The following is a 19,463-nucleotide window of genomic DNA, read 5'->3' as shown; positions in this document are numbered from 1 at the left end:
CCGGATTATCCGCTCCGCGCGAGGATTCGCGGTCACGCCGGGCGTTTCGCCGGGGCTGGTGCGGTTCGATCAGCCGAGCGCGGGGCGGGGGATTTCCCCCGCCAGAACCGCGCGATACCAGTCGCGATCGATGTTGCCGCCGGTGAGGATCGCGGCGGCGCGGCGGCCCTTCCAGCGTTCCCTTTCGCCCGCCAGCGCGGCGAGGGCGGCGGCGCCGGCGCCCTCGGCGGCGTTGTGGGTGGCGGTGAAGAGGAGGCGCACGGCCTCGGCGACGGCGGCATCGTCGACGGCGACGATGCGCGAGAGGCCGCGCCGCATGATCGCCAGCGCGTCGGGCGAGGGGCAGCGCACCGCCATGCCGTCGGCGAAGGTGTCGGCGGGGTGGCTCGTCTCGACCAGGGTCGTGCCTTCGAGCGACTGTTTGTAGGCATCGGCGCGGGTCGAGACGACGCCGACGATCTCGACGCCGTGGCCGAGCGCGGCCTTGGCCTCGATCAGGCCGCAGACGCCGGAGCCGAGGCCGATCGGGCAGAACACCACGGCGAGATCGGGCACGGCACGGAACAGTTCGACCGCATAGGTGCCGACGCCGAGCACCAGATCGGGATGGAAGGAGGGAACGACCTCGAAGCCGCGTTCGGCGGCGACGGCGGGGACGGCGGCCTTGGCCTCGTCGAAGTCGGCGCCGATCTCCAGCAGTTCCGCGCCGAAGGCGCGCATGGCGGCGTTCTTCTCGACCGAATTGCCGCGCGGCACGACGATGGTGCAGGCGAGCCCATGGGCGCGGGCGGCGAAGGCGAGCGACTGGCCGTGATTGCCGCGCGTCGCCGAGACGATGCCGCGCGCGTCGGGACGGTTCGCGAGCAGGCGCTCGACGTAGACCAGCCCGCCGCGCACCTTGAAGGCGCCGGTCGGGGTGTGGTTCTCGTGCTTGATCCAGGTCTCGACCCCGAGCGCCTCGGCGAGGAGCGGCCAAGCATATTGCGGGGTCGGCGGGACGTGGCGCGCGACCAGACGGGCGGCGGTCTCGAAGTCGGCGAGCGTGGGCATGGGGTCGGTCTCTCGGTTCCTCGGCGAGACGGGGGTCTCGGCGAGGAATCTAGTGCCTCGGCGCGCGAGAAATCAAACTCCGAAAGGCCTTGGATCGATCAATCCTGGTCATGAATTCCATGAAGCGGGCCGATGGAGAAATCGTTTTTCAGCCGGCGAGGACCCGCGTGACCGGGAAGGCGATCGACACCAGGGTGCCCTGACCGACGGTGGAATCGATCCGGAAGACGGCGCGGTTCGCCTCCGTCAGCGCTTTGGTCAGCGGCAGGCCGAGGCCGGTGCCGCCGGCGCGCGAGCGGGTGGTGTGGAGCTGGCGGAAGGGCTCGAGCGCGGTCTGGAGTTCCTTGTCGGACATGCCGTAGCCGGTGTCACGGACCCTCAGGATCACCTCGCCGTTGTCCTCCGCCGTGATCGAGACGATCACCTGGCCGCCGGCGGGGGTGAACTTGATGGCGTTGGAGAGGAGGTTCAGCACCACCTGACGCATCGAGCGGCTGTCGGCGACCACCGGCGGCACGCCGGCGGGCAGCGACGAGCGGATGATGATGCGCTCGCGATTGGCCTGGGGCTGCATCATGGCGACGCATTCGGAGACCACGTCGGCGAGCGGCACCGCCTCGAAGCGCAGGTCCATCTTGCCGGCCTCGACCTTGGAGAGGTCGAGCAGGTCGTTGACCAGGCTCATGATGTGGCTGCCGGAGACGTGGATGTCGCGCAGATAGTCCTTGTAGCGCTCGTTGCCGACCGGCCCGAACCGCTCGTCGAGCATCAGCTCGGAGAAGCCGATGATGGCGTTCAGCGGCGTGCGGATCTCGTGGCTGATCTTGGCGAGGAAGTCGGACTTGTGGATCGACGCCTCCTCGGCGCGGCGGCGGGCGGAGGTCAGTTCCTCCTCCGACTTCTTCCATTGGGTGATGTCGCGCAGCACCGCGCAATATTTGGCGACGGGCCCGGACGAGACCCGGCCGATGGTCATGAACAGCGGGATCAGCCCCTCGGGCGCGACCGCGCCGATGACCTCGCGGCCGTCGTTGAGGACCGAGGCGACGCCGTTGGCGGCGAGGCCGTCGAGATAGTCGATCGCCGAGCGGCGGCTCTCCGGGGCGAGCCGTTCCGTCAGCGGGCGGCCGACCATGGCGCGGCGTTCGACGCCGAACAGAACCTCGGCGGCGGTGTTGGCGGAGAGCACGAGGCCGCTCGCGTCGAGGATCAGGACGCCGTCGGTGGCGGTGTCGACGATCGCCTGAAGCTCGGCGATGCGCTCGCGATCCTGTTCGGCGGCGGCGGCGGCCGGGCGTTCGATCAGGGTCAGCATCGCCGCCGAGCCGCCCTCGACCGGCACCGTCGCCAGCCGCGCCTCGCAGGGCACCACGGTGCCGTCCTGGGCGATCAGCGGGGTGATCCGGCCGGCCGCGGTCTCGAAACGGCGCGCGACGTGGGAGCCGGCGAAGAGGGCATCGACGCCACCGGCGGCGCGCAGTGCGTCGAGATCGGGGTAGCGCAGCAGCGACAGGAAGCGCTCGTTGGCGTGGATCAGCGTGTCGTCGCGCAGCAGCGCCACCGCGACCGGGAGACGGTCGAGCAGGCGCGCGTCGAGGACCGGCGCGGGGCCGCGTGGCTGGGTGGCGAGCGGTCCGGCGGCGGGCAACGGGCGGGCCGGAGCGGCGAGCGGGGCGGGCGCCTCGGTCTCGCCCTCGATACGGGCGCCGAGGGCCTCGGCGATCTGGCGGAAGGCCAGCCGCTCTGGGCCGGAGAGGTGGTCGGCGTCGGTGGCGACGCGGGCGACACCGGACAAGGCGACGACCCGGGCGGAGGACCGCGCCTCGGCACGCGGTGGGGCGGGCTCGGCCGGCGTCGTCGGCGCAGCGGCGGGCGCGGGCTCGCTCGGGGCGGCGGGCGCCGGCTCGCTCGCCGCGAGGGCGGCCGGCTCGGCGGCGATGGGTTCGGCCGGGACGTCGTCGACGGGCAGGGACGCGAGACCCACGACCGGAGCGGTCGTCGCGCCGAGGTCGGGTGTCGCGTCTTCGGTCGCGGCGGGGGCCGTCTCGGGCTCGGCCTCGGCGGGAGCGATCTCGGCCTCGGGATGGAAGATCGGATCGTCGCCGATGTCGCCGGCGAAGGCCGGTTCGATCGGGTGATCGACCTCGGAGGTGGCGCTCTCGCCGTCGCCCGGATAGAGCGGCGGCTCGGCCAGCGTCTCGACGACGCAGGCGACGGTCGGTTCCACGTCGGGCGTCGGCGCCGCCTCGGACGTCGGCGCGACGGGGACGAGCGGTTCGTCCGTGACGGCGACGGGTTCGTCCGGCGCGCGCGCGGCGAGCCTCAGGCCGATGCCGGTCGGGTCGGGCAGCGGGGCGTCGGTGCGGCAGGTGCCGAAGCCGCGGAAGCCGGAGAAGGTGCGGCCCCGCGCGAAGGCGGGCAGGGCGGCGAGATCGACGAGGATGCGCAGCGCCTCGCCTTCGATCGGCCACGGCAGCGTGCGGCCGCTCCAGGTGTCGCGGCGGGCGAGCGCCCCGGCGATGGTGCCGTCGCGATCGAGATCGAAATCCTCGGCGACCTCCGACCAGCGGCGTCCCACGAGATCGGCGGCGGCGGGGCCGACCACGGCGGCGAATTCCTCCGACACCAGCGTGAAGCGATGGTCGGCGTCCATCTGCCAGACGAACTTCACCGCCCGTTCGGGCGGCGTGAATTGGAAACGACGGCCGGGCGCCGGCGCCGGTTCGGGGGGGAGCGCGGTGGCCGCGGCCGGGGTGGTCTCGCTCGGGGCGGCGACGTCCGTGACGGGAGCGGCGGGCTCGGCTTCGACTTCGACGGCCTCGGGCTCCGTCTCCCCGACCTCGGGCTCGATTTCGGCGGCCTCGGTCGCGGCTTCGCGTGCCGTCTCGGGGAGGGGGAGGGCGAAATTCACCGGCGCGACGGGGGCGGCGTCGTGCTCGGCTTCGATCGGCTGGGCGGCGAGCGGCAGCGGCATCGCGGCGGCGGCGAGCGGCAGGGGGGCGGCGTCGAAGGACGGCGCGAGGTCCGCCTCGTCGGTCTCGCGCTCCTCGATGCGCGGCAACACCGTCGACGCGGCGGGCGTCACGGCGATCGGCGTCTCGAGCGGGAGCGGCGCGGGCACCTCGGCCTCGAGGTTCGCGGCGGGGGGCTCGTCCGTCACGTCCGGCGTGGTCACGGCTTCCGCCGAGAGGGTTCCGGTCTCGGCTTCGATCGACGTCACGGCGGGGGGCGCGACGGTCGCCGACCAGGCGTCGGCGAGTTCGGTCTCGCCGTCGTCGAAATCGGAGAAGAGATCGAGCGGCAGGGGCGGCGCGGCGACGAAGAGGTCGTCGTCGGCGAGCTCGGCCGGAGCTTCGATCTCGGTGGGCGCCGTCACGGGCGCGGCCGGCGGGATCTCGGCCGCCTCGGCGGCGGGGGCCTCGGGCGCGAGGGCGGCGGCGAGCAGCGGCAGGGCCGCGCTCGTGGTCTCGTCCTCGGAGGCGACGTCGGCGATCGCGGCGGCCGGTGCGGGCGCCGGCTCGGCGAGTCGAGCGGGTTCCGCCGGGGACGGCGCGACGGGTCTCGACTCGAGGGGCGCCGGCTCGGCGGTGGCGACGGGGGAGATCCACAGCAGGCGGCGGGCGTCGGGGCGATCGCCGAAGCGCACCAGGGCGAGATCGAGTGGGCGGGCGGCACCGTCGAGGCGGCGCTCGATCACGGCGATCTCGTCGGCCTCGGCGAGGATGGTCTCGATCTCGGCCTCACGGCCGTCGACCAGGGTGTGATCGCCGAGGGCACCGAGGACGCCGCCGTCGGCATCGAACAGGGCGGCGAGGCCGCCGGTCGCGACGAAGGGCGCGAGGCTCGCCTCGATGCCGGCGGTGCTCGGATCGGCGCGGACGCCGTCGATCGTGACGATCACCGCGTCGTCGTCGTCGATCGGGCGGCGGAAGACGACGGTGCGCAGGACGGGCCGGCCGTGCTCGGCGAGGCGGAGGAGCTCGCGCGCCTCCTCGGCCGGAGCGGCGCGGTCGGCGAAGCGGGCGAGGCGTTCGGCGAGACGCGGGTCGAGCGCGAGCGCCGCGCCCCAGACCGCGCCGGGCAGGATCGCCCCGGCGGCGGCATTGGCGAAGGCGAGGCGGCGGCCGGCATCGACGGCGACGAAGCCGGGGCGCGCATCGCCGATCAACGCGCCCACCCCCTCGAGGGCGACGACCGGCCACACTTCAGCGAATCCATCGACCATCGTCGCCAACGCCTCTACACCGGCGGCCGGTCCGAAGTGTTCGGAACAGACGTCGCCGCCTTCGTCTCGAGACGTCTCGGGCCTGCCGAGACGTCGGTGGGAGCGATCTCGTCGAGACGTCCCGCCCATCATGATGATGTCATTAACCTCCCGTTAATATAGTCTAAACCGCCGTCGGGTCCACCTGGCAGGGCGGTCCGCCCCCGAGCTTCGCGTCGAAGGGTTAATCGGCGTGAGGGCCTCGAGAAAAATACGCCCCGACGGAAGATTATGTTGCACTGCAGCATGAGATCTGCTAGTGATCTTCCCGTCGGTCGGGGCGTAGGCTTCGCGAGCGACGGGCGGATCGAGACCGCCGAACGAAAACGATCGGTTCGAACGGTGTTTCGAACCCGGGACGCGCGCCGGCGGAGACCGGCCGAGGAGAGACACATGGCTGCTGAGAAGACCTTCGAGATCCCCGAGCAGATCCGCACCTTCGCCGAGAAGAGCGTCGAGCAGGCCAAGAAGGCGGTCGACGAGTTCCTCGCCGCGTCCCACAAGGCGGTCGACAAGGTCGAGACCTCGTCCGCGGAAGTTCAGTCCGGCGCGCTCGATCTCAACAAGAAGGTCCTGTCGCTGGCCGAGGCCAACCTTTCGGCCGCGTTCGACCATGCGCAGAAGCTGATCAAGGCCAAGGACGCCCAGGAACTGCTGACCCTCCAGGGCGAGTTCCTGAAGGCCCAGGCCGCCTCCTTCGGCGAGCAGGTCCGTCAGATCGGCGACGCCGCCGCCAAGACCGTCTCCTCGATCACCGAGAAGGTCACCAAGGGCTGAGGCTCTCGGTTCTGCCGGTCCCTTCGGGGGATTTCGGAAGGGCGGGGGCATCGCGGATGCCTCCGCCCTTCACGTCTTTCGGCGGGTCGTTCCGAATACGGAGTAACCCGGATGTAGATATTGCGATGCAATATATTGTTGCAACGCAATATTGGTTGCCGTAGAATCCGACCGTCCTCGAGGAGCTCGGTTCTCCTCGCGCGGATGAACGGGCTCGCGACGCCCGGCGTGCCCCAGCGGGCGCCCCCTCCGACGACGTCCGGCGGCGGACGATCCGATCACCGAGCCCGAACCAGAACGACATTCAGGAGAGACGAGGCATGACGACCCAGGCGAAGACCCCGATCAAGCGCACCACCAAGGCCGCTCCGGCCGCCAAGCCGGCGGAAGTCTCCGCCGCCGCCCCGGCCCCCGAGGCCGTCGAGGCGCCGGCGCCCGTGCCCGCGCCCGCTCCGGTCGTCGCGGCTCCCGCCGCGGCCGCGCCCAAGGCGGCGGCCGCGCCCTTCGCCGGGTTCGAGTTCCCGAAGTTCGAGCTGCCCAAGTTCGACCTGCCGAAGTTCGAGTTCCCGACCTTCGACCTGCCCAAGTTCGACGTTCCCAAGTTCGACGTCACCGCGCTGACCGAAGCCGAGATCCCGGCGGCTCTGCGCGAGTTCGCCGAGAAGGCCGTCGCCCAGGCCAAGACCAATTACGAGAAGCTGAAGGTGGTGGCCGAAGAGACCACCGACGCGATGGAAGACGCCTACGAGACCACCCGCGCCGGCGCCATCGAATTCAGCTCCAAGTCGATCGACGCGGCCAAGGCCAATTCCGACGCCACCCTCGGCCATGCCAAGGACATGCTCGGCGTGAAGACCTTCGCCGAGGCGATCGAGCTGCAGTCGACCTTCCTGCGCCAGCAGTACGAGGCGCTCAGCGCTCAGGCCAAGGAACTCCAGGAGATGGCCACCAAGCTCGCCGGCGACGCCGCCAAGCCGGCCAAGGACGTGCTCGGCAAGACGCTCGAGGTCCTCAAGAAGGACTGATCGATCGGCCGGACCGACGTTCGAACGTGCTCACGACGCCGCTCCCCCCGGGGGGCGGCGTCGTCGTTTCGGGGCGTCGCGGGGCGGGGGGATCACGTCGGGTGTGGACAGGAACGAACGGGGCTTGCCAAGTGCGTCGTCAGCCCCTATGAGGAGCGCGGTCGCGAGACATGCAGCTGTAGCTCAGTTGGTTAGAGCGTCGGATTGTGGCTCCGAAGGTCGGTGGTTCGAGTCCACCCAGCTGTACCATTCGCGGCGGAAGCGCCGGTTGCGAAGGCCACCCCTCGGGGTGGCCTTCGGCGTTTCGGGGCCGCCGATCCCCGCGTCCTCTCACCGTCGCCTCGCGTCGCGCTCGCCGCGCCGGCGGGGCGCGGGGCGGGTATGGGCGTTTGTCGGACTCGCCTCCGGTGCCTCATTCTGCTGCCTCAGGCTGTGATCCTCGGCAGTCGAGGTGTGGCATGCGCTGGGGTGTGGTGTCGGCGGTGACTCTGGGTCTGGGCGGGTGCGCGTCGCGGTATCCGGAGTTGGGGCCGGTGAGGGGGGCGTGCGCGCCTCCAAGATGACCGACGACGTCTGGCGCATCTCCGGGCGCGCCAGTGCGCTGACCGAGGCGGCGACGGCTCAGGACTTCGTTCTACTCAAGGCGGCGGAGACGACGCTCGCGGCCGGCGGGACCCATTTCGTCATCGTCGGCATGGAGGACATCGGCCCGGCGCGGGCGGGCCGGCAGACCGGACTCTCTGCCTTCGGCGGCGCCGGCGGGCGCGAGGGCGGCCGGTTGACGCAGGACATGGTCGGCTTCTCGCGGGTCTCGCCCAACGGGCTGTCGGGCGAGGACGCGATGATCCGCGTGCTCGGCTCCGAGGCGACGCCGGAAGAGAGGGCCGAGGCCCTCGACGCGGCGCAGCTCGTCGCCACAACATCGCGCCGCGCCTGAAGCGGCCCGGCACCCCGGGTACCCCGGGCGCCGTGCCCGGAGGCGGTCACGGCGCCAGATGGCAAGCCGTGAGGCGGGTGCCGTCGCCGGCGAGCACCGGCTTCTCCACGCGGCACCTGTCGATCGCGACCGGGCAGCGGGGATGGAAGACGCAGCCCGGCGGCGGGGCGAAGGGCGAAGGCAGCTCGCCGGTCAGCACGATGCGATCGCGCTTGCGGCCGGGATCGGCGACCGGCGTCGCCGACAGGAGCGCCTTGGTATAGGGGTGGCGCGGATCGGCGAAGATCGCCTCCTTGGGCGCCTGTTCGACCACGCCGCCGAGATACATCACCATCACCTCGTCGGCGATGTGGCGCACCACCGAGAGGTCGTGGCTGACGAAGACATAGGCGAGGTCGAACTCCTGCTGGAGATCGGCGAGCAGGTTCAGGACCTGGGCGCGCACCGACACGTCGAGGGCGGAGACCGGCTCGTCGAGGACGATGATCTTCGGCCTGAGCATCAGCGCGCGGGCGATGGCGATGCGCTGGCGCTGGCCACCGGAGAACATGTGCGGATAGCGCTCGGCATGTTCGGGGCGCAGGCCGACGCGGGTCAGCATGTCGACGGCGCGGGCGTGGCGCTGGTCGGGCGTCAGGTCGGTGTTGACCAGCAGCGGCTCCTCCAGGGAGGCGCGGATGGTGCGGCGCGGATTGAGCGACCCGTAGGGGTTCTGGAACACCATCTGCACCGAGCGGCGCAGGCCCTTGAGGCGGGCACCGTCGACGCCGGTGACGTCGACCCCGTCGATGGCGAGATGGCCGCCGGTGGGTGGTTCGATCAGGGCCAGCATGCGGCCGAGGGTCGACTTGCCGGAGCCGCTCTCGCCGACCACGGCCAGCGTGCGGCGCGGCGCCAGCGACAGCGAGATGCCGGAGACGGCGCGGACCACGCCGGGGGGCGAGAACAGGCCGCGGCCGACCTCGTAGGTCTTGACCAGATCCTGGGCCTCGATGACCGGCGTGACGGCGGCCTCGGCGCGGGGGAGGGTGGCGGCGTCGCTCATGCCGGAAGCTCCTCGCGGCGGGCGGTTCGCTCGGTCGGGCGGCCGGCGACCAACGGCGTGTGGCAGAGGGCGTAGCCGAGCTCGGGCGCGGCGCGGGACGGGCGCGTGGTCGAGCACAGCGGCGTGGCGAAGTCGCAGCGCGGCGCGAACATGCAGCCCTCGAGGCGATCCCATTGACCGGGCACGACGCCGGGGATGGCGGGCAGGCGCTTCTCGGTGGCGCGCTCGGGCAGGGCGGCGAGGAGGGCGGCGGTATAGGGGTGATGCGGGTCGCGGAAGAGATCGACCGTGGTCGCCTCCTCGACCTGACGGCCGGCATATTGCACGACCACCCGTTCGGCGGTCTCGGCGACGACGCCCATGTCGTGGGTGATCAGCACCAGCGCCATGTCCTTCTCGTCGCGCAGCCGCACCAGGAGATCGAGGATCTGGGCCTGGATGGTGACGTCGAGGGCGGTCGAGGGTTCGTCGGCGATGAGGAGCTTGGGCGAGCAGGCGATCGCCATGGCGATCATCACGCGCTGGCTCATGCCGCCGGAGAGCTGATGGGGGAAGGCCGACAGGCGGCTCTCGGGCGAGGGGATGCCGACCTGCTCGAGGAGTTCGATCGCCCGGGCGCGGCGGGCGGCGCGGCCCATGCCGAGGTGGGTGGCGAGCGCCTCGCCGATCTGGAAGCCGACCGTGAAACACGGGTTCAGCGACGACATCGGCTCTTGGAAGATCATCGCGATGTCCTTGCCGACCAGCTTGCGCCGAGCGGCGGGCGTCAGGCCGAGCAGGTTCTCGCCCTCGAAGGCGAGGCGATCGGCGGTGACGCGGGCGGTCTTGGGCAGGAGGCCCATGACCGCGAGCATGGCGACCGACTTGCCGGAGCCCGACTCGCCGACGACGGAGACGATCTCGCGCGGTTCCACCTTCAGCGAGACGCGATCGACGGCCCGGAACAGGCCGCCGGCGCGGGTCTCGAAGTCGACGGAGAGGTTTTCGATCTCGAGCAGAGGCATGGGCTCAGCTCCGCTTGAGTTTGGGGTCGAGGGCGTCGCGCAGGCCGTCGCCCATGAGATTGATCGACACCACGGTGATCAGGATGGCGAGGCCGGGCAGGGTCACCACATGGGGCGCGCGCTGGATGAACTCGCGCGCGGAGGAGAGCATGGCGCCCCATTCCGGCGTCGGCGGCTGGGCGCCGAGGCCGAGGAAGCCGAGGGCGGCCGCCTCGAGGATGGCGTCGGAGATGCCGAGCGCGGCCTGGACGATCAGCGGCGCCAGACAGTTCGGCAGCACCGTCACGAAGGCGAGGCGGAACGGGCCGACGCCGCAGGCGCGGCTCGCGGTGACATAGTCCTTGGCGAGTTCGGCCTGGGCGGTGGCGCGGACGATGCGCACGTAGCGCGGCATGTAGACCACGGTCACCGCGACGATCGTGTTGGCGAGCGACGGGCCGATGATCGCGATGACGACGATGGCGAGCACCAGGCTCGGCACCGACATGATCAGATCCATCACTCGCGAGATCAGCGTGTCGACGAGGCCGCCCATGAAGGCGCTGGCGAGGCCGAGGCAGACGCCGACGGCGAGCGACACCACCACCACCGAGAAGCCGATGAAGAGCGAGAAGCGGGCGCCGTGGACGATGCGCGCCATCAGGTCGCGGCCGACGTCGTCGGTGCCGAGCGGGAACTCCCACGAGCCGCCCGCCGCCCAGACCGGCGGCTGGAGCACGTGCTCGCGGAACTGGATCATCGGGTCGTGCAGGGCGATCACGTCGGCGAAGGCGGCGATGATCAGGATGGTGCACAGCACGGCGAGGCCGAGGACCGCGCCGCGATTGACCGCGAAGTCCGCCCAGAGGGCACGGGCCGGCGAAGGGGGGGCGAGGGCGACGTCATCGGCCATGGCGGATCCGCGGGTTGATGACGGCGTTGAGAATATCGACGGTCATGTTGACGAGCACCAGGAGGGTCGAGATGAGCAGGACCCCGCCCTGAAGCGCCGGATAGTCGCGACGGAAGATCGACTCGATCAGCCATTTGCCGACGCCGGGCCAGGCGAAGATGGTTTCGGTCAGGACCGCGCCGGCGAGCATGGTGCCGCCCTGGAGGCCGATGGTGGTCACCACCGGAATCAGCGCGTTGCGGAGCGCGTGGAGGCCGATCACCCGGAAGGGCGAGAGGCCCTTGGCGCGGGCGGTGCGGACGTAGTCCTCCTCCAGCACCTCGAGCATCGAGGAGCGGGTCATGCGGGCGATGGCCGCGAGCGGGATGGTGCCGAGCACGATCGCCGGCAGCACCAGATGCGACAGCGCCGAGGAGAAGGCGCCCTCCTGACCGGAGAGCAGGCTGTCGACGGTCATGAAGCCGGTGACCGGCTCGAAATAGTAGAGCAGGTCGATGCGGCCGGAGACCGGGGTCAGATCCAGCGTCACCGAGAAGAACAGGACCAGGAGCAGACCCCACCAGAACACCGGCATCGAATAGCCGAACAGCGCCACGCCCATCAGGCCGTGGTCGAAGACCGAACCGCGCTTGACCGCCGCCAGCACGCCGAAGGGCACACCGAAGACGACCGCGAACAGCATGGCGAAGAGCGACAGTTCGAGGGTCGCGGGGAAGAGGGTGAGGAACTCCCGCAAGACCGAGTCCTGAGAGATGATCGAGACGCCGAAGTCGCCGTGCATGAGGCCCCAGATGTAATCCAGGAACTGCTTCCACACCGGCTGGTCGAGACCCAGTTCGTGGCGGAAGAACTCGAGGCGCTCGGGCGAAATGCCGCGTTCGCCGCGCCGCACCTCGATCGGGTCGCCGGGGACGAGGCGGATCGCCACGAAGGTGAGAAAGCTCAACGCGAACAGCGTCGGGACCGTCAATGCGATGCGGCGCAGGACGAAGGCCAGCATGGATGGAGACTCCCACTCCTGCTTCGAATGCGAGACCCCCGGCGAAGGGACGTTTCGCCGGGGGTTGGGTTCAGAGCTTCGCCGCGATCACTGGATCTCGACGCCGTAGAACTCGTGACGGCCGAACGGCGAGATCTTGTAGCCGACCACGTTCTTGGTGGTCGCCTCGAACACCACCGAGTGGGCGATGTAGTAGGTCGGCATCTCGTCGTGGGCGATCTGCTGCATCTCTTCGTAGAGCTTGGTGCGGGCGGCCTTGTCGGTGAGCTTCTTGGCCTCGTTCAGACGGTCGTCGAAGCCCTTGTCGCACCACTTGGACAGGTTCTGACCGCCGGGACGGGCGGCCGAGCAGCCGAGCAGGAAGAAGAAGTTGTCCGGGTCGCCGTTGTCGCCGGTCCAGCCGAGCTGGCCGGTCATGTGCTCGCCCTGCTGCATGCGCTTGCGATACTCGCCCCACTCGTAGGTCACGAGCTTGGCGTTGACGCCGACCTTGGCGAGGTCGGCCTGCATCATCTCGCCGATGCGCTTGCCGTTCGGGTTGTAGGGGCGCTGCTTGGGCATGTACCAGAGGTCGACGTCGAGCGGCAGCTTGACGCCGGCGTCCTCGAGCATCTTCTTGGCCTTGGCCGGATCGTAGGGGTAGTCGACGATCTTGTCGTTGTAGGACCAGATGGTCGGCGGGATCAGGTTCTTGGCGGCCTGACCGGCACCCTGGAAGACGTCCTTGATGATCGCCGCCTTGTCGATCGCCATGGCGAAGGCCTGACGCACTTCCTTCTTGTCGAAGGGCGGCTTCTCCAGATTGAAGGCCCAATAGGCGATGTTGAGGCCGGGCTGGCTCATCAGCTTCAGCGAGGTGTCCTTGCCGATCGCCTCGAGGTCGGCCGGGTTCGGGCCGAACATCACGTTGCACTCGCCCTTCTTGAGCTTGGCGTAGCGCGAGGTGGCGTCACCCGTGATGGCGTAGACGAGATCGTCGAACTTGGACTTGCCGCCCCAATAGGGCGCGAAGGCCTTGTAGCGGATCACCGCGTCCTTCTGATAGGCGACGAAGGAGAACGGGCCGGTGCCGACCGGAATCTGGTCGAACTGCTCGGGGGTGCCCTTCTTCAGCAGATAGTCCGCGTATTCGGCCGACTGGATGGTCATGAAGTCCATGGCGAGGTTGGCCATGATCGTCACGTTGGGCTCGGTCAGCACCATCTTGACGGTGTAGTCGTCGACCTTCTCGACGGACTTCAGCAGCTTCGGCATGTCCATGTCGGAGAAGTAGTCGTAGGCGCCGCCGGAAATCTTGTGGTACGGGTTGTCGTCCTTCCACTGGCGGTTGAACGAGAACAACACGTCGTCGGCGTTGAAGTCGCGGGTCGGCTTGAAGCCGTTGACGCCGGTGTGGAACTTCACGCCCTTGCGCAGATGGAAGGTGACGGTGAGGCCGTCGGCGGAGATGTCCCACTTCTCGGCGAGGCCGGGGACCACGTTGGTCGAGCCGCGCTCGAATTCGACGAGCTGGTTGAAGACGGGCCGCGCGGCGTCGAAGGAGGTGCCGGTGGTGTTCAGCGCCGGCGTGAAGTTCTCGGGACTGCCTTCCGAACAATAGACCAGCGTCTTGGCCTGGAGCGCCGTGGCGCCGAGGGCGAGCATCGCCAGAAGCGTTGCGGCGCCGGTGGTGAGGGTCCGTTTCATCGAGAATGCTCCTTCACGTTCCGCGAGGGGATCGAACGGTTGCCGGTCGGCGAGTTCGGTGGTCGGGGCAGGGAAAATCCTTTCCACAAACGCACCGAATGCCGTGAGGCCATACGGGGAGGAGCGAAAAGGAAGGAGCAATTGCTCGCGAATTTCACCGATGCCGAACCGAACGTCGCTTCCTGTGCGGGCGATCAAATCGCAATGCGGTTCGTTGCGCAATGGGGAATCGTGGCCGAAAGGTGACGTGCGGTCCGGGGGCGGGGATAACCGGGCGGCGACGCGGCCGCCCCTTCACGGCAGATCGGCGAGCAGGTCGGGCCAGCGCCGCTCGGCCTCGGCGAGGCGGCGGTCGGGATCGAGCAGGAAGGCGGCGCGCGAGACCGCGTCGGCGAAGAGGAGCAGCCGCTGCCGGTGAATCAGGAAGAATTGCGGAGATCCTTCCGCCGGCCGGCCCTGGGCGACGGCGAAGGCGCAATGGCCGCCGAAGAGCGGCGCGTAGGCCTCGGGGGCCTCTCGGAAGGCGGCGCGGGTGCCCTCGTCGACGAAGAGCCAAGTGGTGCCGCCCCAGTCGAGTTGACGCTCGGAATCGCCCGGCTCCGGCCGGCCGAAGAGGAAATAGGCGACCGGATCGTAGCCGCCGAGGGCGCGGCCGCTCTCGGGATCGGCGAGCCAGGTGAGGCGGGGGCGCGGGCGGGCCGCGGCGATAGGCCCGGAGAGCCGGGGCGGCGGCGAGCGCAGCGCCTCGGGCACGGCCGGGGTCGCCGGAGCCGGGGTCGCGGCGTGGGGATCTTCGGCCCGGCCGACACCAGGGGCGACGGCGGCGGCGAGGCAGGCGAGGACGGTGGCGAGACCGAGGGGGAGGCGCGCCGATCGGGCGCGGGCGCCTCCGTCCCGGTTCCGCCGCGCCGTCGCCCGAATTCCGCTAAAGTCCGACATGTACGATTCGACCTCCGTGGGGGCTCGGGCGGCGGACGACGACGATCGCGGCGCGAGGACCTCGGTCGAGCGAATCGTCGATTCGCCGATCGGCTTCTCACGAAAGCTGGGATGAGGACGCATGCGCAAGCTCGATGTGACGAATTTCGGACCGGCCCGGGTCTTCGGCCTCGTCCTGGCCGCGACGCTCTTGGCCTGGATCGGCCTCGCCTCGCCCTCGCGGGCGCAGGACCGCGGCGGCACCTATTCCACCGAAGAACTGGTCCGCACCGGACACAAGTTCTTCGGAACGGTGTCGGGCGGACTGGCGACGGTGATAGAGGAGGCGGTGTCGCGCTACGGACACCCCAACGGCTACATTCTCGGCGAGGAGGGCGGCGGCGCCTTCGTCGGCGGCCTGCGCTACGGCGAGGGCCAGCTCAACACCCGCGATCGCGGCAAGCGCAAGGTCTATTGGCAGGGCCCCTCGCTCGGCTGGGACTTCGGCGGCGAAGGCTCGCGCACGATGATGCTGGTCTACAACCTCCCCGGCACCGACGCGCTGTGGCAGCGCTTCGCCGGGGTCGACGGATCGGCCTATTTCGTCGGCGGCTTCGGCATGACGGCCTTGGTGGCGAACCGCATCTACGTGGTGCCGGTGCGCTCGGGCGTCGGGCTCCGGCTCGGCGTCAACGTCGGCTATCTGAAGTTCACGCCGCAGGCGACCTGGAACCCCTTCTGAGTTCGGGATCGATCGACGCGACGGCCGCGCGTCGCGGCCGTCCGTCGCGCCTCGGGGCGCCGGCGGCGACGCGCGGGCGCGAACGGGATGCACGCCGTCGGGGAAGATGCTAGACCCGAGCGGAGACTGTCGACGGATCCGAGAGGGGGCGCATGTCGATCGAGTGGGCGATGTGGTTCGCTCTCGGCTTCTTGGCGGCCGGAATTCTGGCTCTGCTGGTGATGGGAGCGGTGTGGCGCCGCGCCGTGCGGCTGACCGCGCGGCGGATGGCGGCGCGCGTCCCGGCCGGGGTCGACGACGTCCTCGCGGAGAAGGATCTCCTGCGCGCCCGGCACGCGCGCGACCAGCGGCGGATGGAACTCGCTCTCGCCGATCTGCGCCGGCGCCATGCCGACGAGCGTCTGGCGGTCGGCCGCGGACGGGTCGAGATCGAAGCGGTGCGCGACGCGCTCGCGGCGGAGACGGGGGCGCGCGCGGCGGCCGAGGCGCGCGAGGCGACGCTCGTCGCGACGCTCGAGACGCGGGACCGGCGGATCGACGCCCTGGAGACGGATCTTCGGGCGTCGCTCGAGGACGCGGCGTCGCTCCGAGAGATCATCGTCGAGCGCGACGACGGCATCAAACGGCTGATCGAGGAACATCGGCGCGCGGTCACCGACGCGGCGACGGCGCACGAGGAGGCGACGGCGACGCTGATCGGCGAGCACGAGGCGACGGTCTCCGCGTTCGAGGACGAGTTGGCGCGGGCCGGCGTCGAAGCGGCGGCGCGCAAGACGACGCTCGCGGCGAACGAGGCGCAGATCCGGTCGCTGCGTCTGCAGGCGGCCGAGGTCGCGGCGAAATACGACGCCAGCGAGACGGCGCGCGGGCTCGCGGAGGCGGCGGCGGCGCAGGAGCGCGATCGCGCCGACCGGCTCGACCGGCGCATCGAGCGGCTGGTCGCCGACGTCGCCGCGCGCGAGGACATGGCCGATCGGCGCGGGCGCGAGCTGGACCGGGCGCGCGAGGCGCTGGTCTTCGCCAACGCGCGGGTCGCGGCCCTGACCAGCGGCACCGACGGGGCGCCGCCGACGGCGGGCGACAATCTGCTGCGCTCGCTCGCCCAGGTCGAAAGCCGAAATCGCGAATTGGAAGAGAAGCTCGCCGCCCTGGCCGGCGGCCAGGCGCCCGCGCCGGCCGGCGTCGCGACGGGGCCGGGCGACGCGACGACCCGGGCGGCGCTGCGCGACTCGCTCGCCGATCTCGCGGCGGAAATAGTCCACCTCACCCGGCTCGCCGAGGGGCCGACCTCGCCGATCGACCGCATCGTCGCGGCGCCGGAGGCGGGGGAGGGCGAGGCGCCCAGTCTCGCCGCGCGGATCCGGCGGCTGCGGCGGCAGGCGGCGGAGGCCGCGGCGGCCGGGCCCACCTGAGCGCATCGCGCCATCCGTGATCACGCGGGCGCCGGGTCCACGAGAGCGGCGCGCGAAAGCGTCTTTTCGTCCGGCCGGAAATGTGATCACATTCGCCGCGACGGACGGCCGGAGCGGCCGTCGACGAGCACGAGGCGCGATGATGGCACGCGAAATCGTCTGCATTTCCCCGGTCGACGGGAGCGAATATCTGCGCCGCCGGACGGCGACCTCCGAGGAGGTCGCGGCGGCGCTGTCGCGGGCGCGGGCGGCGCAGCGGGACTGGCGGCGGGTTCCGGTCGCGGATCGGGCGGCGATCGTGGTGCGTCTGATCGACGCCCTCGAGGCGATGGGGCCGAGCCTCGGCGAGGATCTGACCCGGCAGATGGGGCGGCCGATCCGCTACGGCCTCGGCGAGTTGCGCGGCAGCCGCGAGCGGGCCGAGCACATGGCGAAGATCGCGCCGGAGGCGCTGGCGCCGGTGGTGCCGCCGCCGCGGCCCGGGTTCGAGCGCTGGGTCAGCCGCGAGCCGGTCGGCATCGTCTTCACCGTGGCGCCGTGGAACTATCCCTATCTCACCACGGTCAATTCGGTGGTGCCGGCACTGATCGCCGGCAATGCGGTGATCCTCAAGCACGCGGCGCAGACGCTCGGCGTCGGCGATCGCTTCCAGGCGGCGTTCGACGCCACCGATCTGCCGAAGGGCCTGTTCCAGCATCTGGTGCTCGATCACGAGCAGACGCTCGGCATCATCTCGGGCGGTCACGTCAACCACGTCGCCTTCACCGGGTCGGTCGAGGCGGGGCGGGCGATCGAGCGGGCCTGCGCCGGCACCTTCACCACGTCGGGCCTGGAGCTCGGCGGCAAGGATCCGGCCTATGTCCGGCCCGACGCCGCGCTCGAGGCCACGGTGGAGGCGCTGGTCGACGGGGCTTATTTCAATGCCGGCCAATGCTGCTGCGGCATCGAGCGGGTCTATGTCCACGAGGCCGTCCACGATCGGTTCCTGGACGCCTTCGTGGCGGCGACGGAGCGATATGTGCTCGCCGATCCGCTCGACCCGGCGACCACGCTCGGGCCGATGGCGCGCACGGCCTTCGCCGAGACGGTCCGGGCGCAGACGGCGGAAGCGGTCGCCAAGGGCGCGCGCTGCGCGATCGATCCGGCGCTGTTCCCGGCCTCGAAGGCGGGGACGCCCTATCTCATGCCGCAGGTGCTGACCGGGGTCGATCATTCGATGACGGTGATGCGCGAGGAGAGTTTCGGGCCGGTGGTCGGCGTCATGAAGGTGGCGAGCGACGCGGAGGCGGTGCGGCTGATGAACGACAGCCGCTACGGGCTCACCGCCTCGATCTGGACCTCGGACGTCGCCGCCGCGCGCGCCATCGACGCCGATCTCGAGACCGGCACGGTCTTCATGAACCGCTGCGACTACGTCGATCCGGGTCTGGTGTGGACCGGGGTCAAGGACACCGGCCGGGGTGCGGCGCTGTCGGCGGTCGGCTACGAGACGCTGACGCGGCCGAAGTCGCATCACTACAAGCTGTCGATGCCGTGAGGGGAGGGCGCCGGAGCGCGCCTTCTCGCGGGAGAACGGGGGCAGGCCGTTTGAAATCGCGGCGCGGCCCCTGTAACCCTCGGGGAACGCCGCCACGGCCGATTCGACCTCGTCGACGGCCGTGCTCCGCTCGTTGCCGAGGAGCTTCGCCGCCATGGATGCCACGTCGGACATCACCGCTCTCGACCTCGCCGCGCTGATCGCCAGCCGGGTCTGCCACGACATCATCTCGCCGGTCGGGGCGATCAACAACGGCCTCGAGGTCCTCGCCGAGGAGGGCCAGTCGGAGGACATGCGCGCCTTCGCGATGGAGCTGATCAGCAAGAGCGCCCGTCAGGCCTCCGCCAAGCTGCAGTTCGCGCGTCTGGCCTTCGGCGCGGCCGGCTCCGCCGGCGCCTCGATCGATCTCGGCGACGCCGAGACCGTCGCCAAGGGCTTCATGGCCGGCGAGAAGGCCGATCTCACCTGGACCGCGACCCGGGTGCTGATGCCGAAGAACCTGGTCAAGCTGCTGCTCAATCTCATCCTGATGGCGGGCCATGCGATCCCGCGCGGCGGGGTGATCGAGGTGGTGGTGACCGGCGAGGCCGAACGGCCGACCTTCACCCTCTCCTGCAAGGGCACCAATGCCCGCATCCCCGCCCATGCCGAGGACGCGCTCGCCGGACGGATCGGGGCGCACGCGCCCGACGCCCACACGGTGCAGCCGATCTACGCCGGCCTGTTGGCGGCGGCGGCGGGCATGGCGGTGAGCGTCACCAAGGACGGCGACGTGGTGGTGTTCGAGGCGCGGCCGAAGCCGGTCGAGGCCGCCGGCGCGGAGTGATCGCGGATCCGGAGCGAGGCGACGGCGCCCTCGGGCGCGGTCGGCGGTGAAGAGGCTCGTTCTCCTTCGGGAGGCGGGCCATTTTCTTTGCACGCCCGGGCGGCGACGACTTCACGGAAACTGGATATTCCGCAAGGTCATATCCGGAACGATACGCAGGAGGGGTGATTTTTCCTTCTCCGAAGCCGCGTGCGACGGCTCGCGGTGTGGATCTGAGCGTGTCGAAATCGGCATTCTCGCCTCCTGCCCGACATTCTCTTCTTTCGATCGTCGCTGTCGCGGACGGTGAATCGTCCCGGAAAGTCTCTCTTAACGCTTTGTCTCGATACTCGGTTTCGAACCGGGGGA

The 19,463-nt window shown here is 70.6% G+C and carries 15 protein-coding genes and 1 tRNA gene; 8 read left to right on the top strand and 8 right to left on the bottom strand.

The window, feature by feature from the left end; all coding sequences use genetic code 11:
• Nucleotides 1-69: 69 nt before the first annotated feature.
• On the bottom strand, nt 70-1,050 hold the full coding sequence (locus J3S89_RS05355) for a threonine dehydratase (protein ID WP_217926442.1): 981 nt from the start codon (nt 1,048-1,050) through the stop codon (nt 70-72).
• Between the two features lie 148 nt (nt 1,051-1,198).
• Complete coding sequence (locus J3S89_RS05350; RefSeq protein WP_217926441.1) at nt 1,199-5,275, bottom strand: PAS domain-containing sensor histidine kinase; 4,077 nt, start codon at nt 5,273-5,275, stop codon at nt 1,199-1,201.
• Nucleotides 5,276-5,707: 432 nt separating this feature from the next.
• Between J3S89_RS05350 and J3S89_RS05345 the strand changes: the two genes are divergently transcribed.
• The 4 genes from J3S89_RS05345 to J3S89_RS05330 all read left to right on the top strand — a co-directional run bounded on the left by J3S89_RS05345 (nt 5,708) and on the right by J3S89_RS05330 (nt 8,053).
• A complete protein-coding gene (locus J3S89_RS05345) occupies nt 5,708-6,091 on the top strand; it encodes a phasin family protein (protein ID WP_217926440.1) in 384 nt (127 codons plus the stop codon).
• A gap of 320 nt (nt 6,092-6,411) precedes the next feature.
• Nucleotides 6,412-7,116 carry a phasin gene (locus tag J3S89_RS05340; protein WP_217926439.1) on the top strand — a complete coding sequence of 235 codons (705 nt, stop codon included), beginning with the start codon at nt 6,412-6,414 and terminating at the stop codon, nt 7,114-7,116.
• Nucleotides 7,117-7,288: 172 nt separating this feature from the next.
• Nucleotides 7,289-7,365: transfer RNA gene (locus J3S89_RS05335), tRNA-His, on the top strand.
• Between the two features lie 295 nt (nt 7,366-7,660).
• On the top strand, nt 7,661-8,053 hold the full coding sequence (locus tag J3S89_RS05330) for a hypothetical protein (RefSeq protein WP_217926438.1): 393 nt from the start codon (nt 7,661-7,663) through the stop codon (nt 8,051-8,053).
• Between the two features lie 46 nt (nt 8,054-8,099).
• Here J3S89_RS05330 and J3S89_RS05325 read toward each other — a convergent pair whose 3' ends face one another.
• The 6 genes from J3S89_RS05325 to J3S89_RS05300 form a co-directional block, all read right to left on the bottom strand.
• Complete coding sequence (locus J3S89_RS05325; protein ID WP_217926437.1) at nt 8,100-9,098, bottom strand: ABC transporter ATP-binding protein; 999 nt, start codon at nt 9,096-9,098, stop codon at nt 8,100-8,102.
• Entirely contained in the window at nt 9,095-10,102 is a 1,008-nt protein-coding gene (locus J3S89_RS05320) for an ABC transporter ATP-binding protein (RefSeq protein ID WP_217926436.1), read from the bottom strand. Before J3S89_RS05320 ends, J3S89_RS05325 begins: the two co-directional genes overlap by 4 nt.
• Before the next feature lie 4 nt (nt 10,103-10,106).
• Nucleotides 10,107-10,994: an ABC transporter permease subunit gene (locus J3S89_RS05315; protein WP_217926435.1), complete on the bottom strand. Its 888-nt coding sequence runs from the start codon at nt 10,992-10,994 to the stop codon at nt 10,107-10,109.
• Nucleotides 10,984-11,994: an ABC transporter permease subunit gene (locus J3S89_RS05310; RefSeq protein ID WP_217926434.1), complete on the bottom strand. Its 1,011-nt coding sequence runs from the start codon at nt 11,992-11,994 to the stop codon at nt 10,984-10,986. The genes J3S89_RS05315 and J3S89_RS05310 overlap by 11 nt, the downstream gene beginning before the upstream one ends.
• Nucleotides 11,995-12,081: 87 nt before the next feature.
• Nucleotides 12,082-13,680 carry an ABC transporter substrate-binding protein gene (locus J3S89_RS05305; RefSeq protein ID WP_217926433.1) on the bottom strand — a complete coding sequence of 533 codons (1,599 nt, stop codon included), beginning with the start codon at nt 13,678-13,680 and terminating at the stop codon, nt 12,082-12,084.
• 294 nt (nt 13,681-13,974) lie between these two features.
• Nucleotides 13,975-14,619, bottom strand: coding sequence for a YHS domain-containing (seleno)protein (locus J3S89_RS05300; protein WP_217926432.1), 645 nt, complete (start codon nt 14,617-14,619; stop codon nt 13,975-13,977).
• A gap of 121 nt (nt 14,620-14,740) precedes the next feature.
• Here J3S89_RS05300 and J3S89_RS05295 point away from each other — a divergent pair, with 121 nt between their 5' ends.
• From J3S89_RS05295 to chpT, 4 genes are all read left to right on the top strand, one after another.
• Nucleotides 14,741-15,340, top strand: a complete 600-nt coding sequence (locus J3S89_RS05295) for a DUF1134 domain-containing protein (protein WP_217926431.1) — start codon at nt 14,741-14,743, stop codon at nt 15,338-15,340.
• A 152-nt stretch (nt 15,341-15,492) separates the two neighbouring features.
• A complete protein-coding gene (locus tag J3S89_RS05290) occupies nt 15,493-16,752 on the top strand; it encodes a coiled-coil domain-containing protein (RefSeq protein ID WP_217926430.1) in 1,260 nt (419 codons plus the stop codon).
• Between the two features lie 142 nt (nt 16,753-16,894).
• The gene (locus J3S89_RS05285; RefSeq protein WP_217926429.1) at nt 16,895-18,289 is read left to right on the top strand and encodes an aldehyde dehydrogenase family protein; all 1,395 of its coding nucleotides are present in this window, start codon (nt 16,895-16,897) and stop codon (nt 18,287-18,289) included.
• A 154-nt stretch (nt 18,290-18,443) separates the two neighbouring features.
• Nucleotides 18,444-19,115 carry a histidine phosphotransferase ChpT gene (gene chpT / locus J3S89_RS05280; protein ID WP_217926428.1) on the top strand — a complete coding sequence of 224 codons (672 nt, stop codon included), beginning with the start codon at nt 18,444-18,446 and terminating at the stop codon, nt 19,113-19,115.
• The last annotated feature ends 348 nt before the right edge of the window (nt 19,116-19,463 follow it).

The organism is Pinisolibacter aquiterrae (assembly GCF_019160155.1).
Taxonomy (GTDB): domain Bacteria; phylum Pseudomonadota; class Alphaproteobacteria; order Rhizobiales; family Ancalomicrobiaceae; genus Pinisolibacter; species Pinisolibacter aquiterrae.
Note: the sequence above shows the minus strand (reverse complement) of the source record. Positions and strands in the feature narration are given on the sequence as shown.